The sequence below is a fragment of the Photobacterium sp. Ph5 genome, assembly GCF_022129445.1.
Taxonomy (GTDB): Bacteria; Pseudomonadota; Gammaproteobacteria; order Enterobacterales; family Vibrionaceae; genus Photobacterium.
Window position 1 is genome coordinate 1 of the sequence record NZ_JADQAQ010000102.1, and the last position, 3,509, is coordinate 3,509.

The 3,509-nt window shown below is 36.4% G+C and carries 3 protein-coding genes; 1 reads left to right on the plus strand and 2 read right to left on the minus strand.

The window, feature by feature from the left end:
• Positions 1-57: 57 nt before the first annotated feature.
• Complete coding sequence (locus tag I3259_RS20020; RefSeq protein WP_238031423.1) at positions 58-819, minus strand: glucose 1-dehydrogenase; 762 nt, start codon at positions 817-819, stop codon at positions 58-60.
• Between the two features lie 472 nt (positions 820-1,291).
• Here I3259_RS20020 and I3259_RS20025 point away from each other — a divergent pair, with 472 nt between their 5' ends.
• Complete coding sequence (locus I3259_RS20025; protein ID WP_006646367.1) at positions 1,292-1,534, plus strand: GlsB/YeaQ/YmgE family stress response membrane protein; 243 nt, start codon at positions 1,292-1,294, stop codon at positions 1,532-1,534.
• A 62-nt stretch (positions 1,535-1,596) separates the two neighbouring features.
• Here the strand turns inward: I3259_RS20025 and I3259_RS20030 are convergent, their stop codons facing one another.
• Positions 1,597-3,249, minus strand: a complete 1,653-nt coding sequence (locus I3259_RS20030; protein ID WP_238031424.1) for a response regulator — start codon at positions 3,247-3,249, stop codon at positions 1,597-1,599.
• Positions 3,250-3,509: the final 260 nt, after the last annotated feature.

Genomic DNA, 3,509 nt, shown 5'->3' on the forward strand with positions numbered 1-3,509 from the left:
CTTGAAGTATAGGAGATAATTTAACAGTGGCTGTTAAATAGTGGTAATCAGGTTAAATTATGCAACGATTTTAGGTTGACCGTCAGAAGCGGTAACACCACCATCTACAGGTAGGTTTACACCGTTTACAAAGCTTGCATCATCACTTGCTAAGAAGCTCATTACTGCAGCGACTTCTTCAGGTTCTGCTGCACGACCAAGCGGAATGCGTTCGTTAAACTTATTACGGATATCTTCCGGCCAGCTATTAGTCATATTGGTTTTCACTAGGCTTGGGCATACAGAGTTAACACGCACACCTTGTAGGCCAAAATCCAGTGCAAGTACACGAGTTAAGTTAACAATAGCGCCTTTGGATACGCAATAGTAAGCCGCGCCCCAGTCAGCGCCTAAACCAGAAACAGAGGCATTATTAACAATACAGCCTTTGCTTTCGATCAAGTGAGGTAATGCATATTTAGAGCAGTAAATAGCACCATTAATATTGACGCTAGAGATCTTTTCCCAATCTTTAATGCTACCGTCTAATATTGTGCCTGGAATATGTACGCCAGCATTATTGATTAAGATGTCAATTTTATTGAAATTCTTAATAGTTTGATCAATAAGATTTTTCACTTCAGCTTCATTTGAAACATCGGTTTTAACAGAGAGTGTTTTTTCTGCAATTAACTCACTGTGTACTTTATCTAGTGCGTCCTGATAAAGATCTGCTAGAACAACAATTGCACCTTCTGAGGCAAAACGGTGTGCTGCAGCTTTACCCATACCATTACCTGCACCAGTGATAATGACTACTTTTCCTTCAAATCTGTTCATAGATAGCTCTTACATCATACAATTAGTAGCGCTATATTAAGTCTCTCTCTGATACGTGTTTGTGACAAAGATCACTTATTCCTTTTAGGTATCTGTAAAGGGTGAATAGCTAAATATAATGTTGTTTTTTATGAGATATATTTTAATAATCTATTCATATTTGCAGGGTGGTAAGTAATGTCAAATAAATAAATCAGTGTTTTATTTATTTGCAGAAGAATTAATTTTAATTGCTAGATGAAAGATAGTTATTAAAAATCAATAAATTAGATTTTATATAACAGTCTATTTTTAGCTGTAAGTTTAGTCCATGATAAAAAGAGATAAAAAATACGTACTTTACTTGTACTGAGTCCGTTATCAGGTCTATGCTGGATGAATACGAAATACTACAACATATTGTTTTAAATAGTATTCGGATGAATATAACGCAGTGATGATGTTGTTACTGCCACAGACGAAGGAAAATATAATGTCTATTATCACTTGGATTATAGTTGGTCTTATCGCAGGTGCGCTAGCTAAATGGTTGATGCCTGGAAATGATGGTGGCGGTTGGATCGCTACATGTGGTTTAGGTATTGCGGGTTCTTTTGCCGGTGGTTTCCTTGGTTCACTGCTGGGTATTGGTGCTTCAGGTCTACTTGGTACCATTATTGTTGCAACTGTCGGTGCCTTAGTGCTGCTATTTATCTATAATCGTTTTATTCGTTAATTAACGAAATAAGATAGTATAAAAAACCTAGAGTACACATCGTATTCTAGGTTTTTTATTATCTACTCTATTTGGTTTAGCACTGTTGTATGTGTTGAACAATATTTCTTTATCAGTGTTTCTTTCCAATGCGCTAATGGTAGTGGCAACGGTATTTTTTTTATTTGTTTTAAATACTCGAGTGCCTCACGATCATTATATTGATGTTGGTTAAGGAAGCTTTCGCAATAACCCAGCATAGCTTCACTACATTGTGGATAATCATGCAAAATGGTGCAGTACAATGCTTTGGCACGTTTTGGATCTTGAGTTAAGTTCACTTTAGCGGTTTCTAAATGACTCACCAGTAGTCGAACATTTTCAATAATAAGTTGTTTTTCTGTCAGTTCACTTAAACGAAATTGACTGTGACCGTCTAATTCTGAACGCGTCATGAGTACCTGATAGATCTCTCCAATTAATCGTGTTTCCCCGTAACTTATAAGCATTGGTAGGGACTCCACCATAATAATAGTAGGTGCTTGACTCATCTCACCAAAAAAGGGGCTTAGTCCTTGAAGTAAGCGCCTTTTAGCTTTTTGTTTGTGTTGATCTGTGTGATTAATACGCGCAAGTGCAATATTAGCAAAGGCATCTAATAAGTACTTTTGATCGTCTTGTAGTCGCTGCAAGGCAAAACTATGAATAATTTTGATCTCATTGTGAAAGCGGTGGTTATGTTGAAGTGATAATTGACTCGTATAGATTTGCTCAAAAATAGCGGTGTATTCAGCAAAGTTAACTAACCACCATTGATCGATAATAGGTAAATGCGTTGCTAATGTTTTACCGGCATATAAAAAGGTATCAATATCATTAATATCTGCCGCGAGTTGAGCGACTAACAAGGCTCTATGTGGGATTGTAGGCGTTAATGTAAGTACTTGCTTTGCAATATCTAATGCATTCTCAAATTGTTTATTATGTTGATAAAGATAAGCCAGTTCATCATAAGCTGTAACACACAAAGGTACTTGTTTTATTAGCAGTTTAAGTTGATTTATAGCATCAGTGGTGTTTCCTTGTTTGATTGCCAGCTGAGCATCAATAAGCGCTAATTTATGGTGTTGAGTACGTTGTTTAAATACCGCCAATAATTGTTCAGCTTGTTGCCACTGATTTTGCTCTATTAATAGCTCAAGTAATAATGTTTCAATATGAAGATTATGGCCTTGTTCGCGCAATAATTGACGACATCTTTGAATAGCAAGTTTAATGTCTTTTTTATCTAAAGCATCATAAACCGGTTGGCGGAGTAAGCACATTTTGTAAACGTTGAGCACTCGCTGCTTTAATGTACCAACATTGATGGGCTTGGTCAGAAAGCTATCTGGATCAATTCCCATTGTGGTTGAAATAACCTCGGGTGAGCGATCGCCGGAGAAAAAAATCACACCACAATTTGAGGTAATGATATTTTTTTTACGTAGCAAGGTGAGTAGCTCACCACCATTGATGTTTTGATTAAGATGAAAGTCAAATAAAACAATATCGTAACGATGATTCTGACACAGTTGAATGGCTTGTTGGTAGCAAGTAGCGGTATCAATAGATTTAATCGCTGTTTTTTCTAAAACACTTTTGACCAATTGCGCACATGAAAGTTGATCATCTACGATGAGCACTTTTATGTTGTTCCACTTTTCTTGTTCTGTTTCCGTGAAACTTGAAGTCATAACCTATCCATAGTTTTGTTATTATTAATGTTATCAAGATCAATATGACTTCTAATGCTTATTGATCATGGTTTACAAATTAACGACATAATAAGATTATAGCAATTTTTTTACGTGCGAATTTAGAACTTAGATGTGGAAATATTTAAGAGGGAATAAAGGGATAGATAGAAAAAAACCAGCAGCCTAAGCTACTGGTTTGAATGATGGTGGTGGGGGAAGGATTCGAACCTTCGAAGGCAGTGCCGGCAGATTTACAA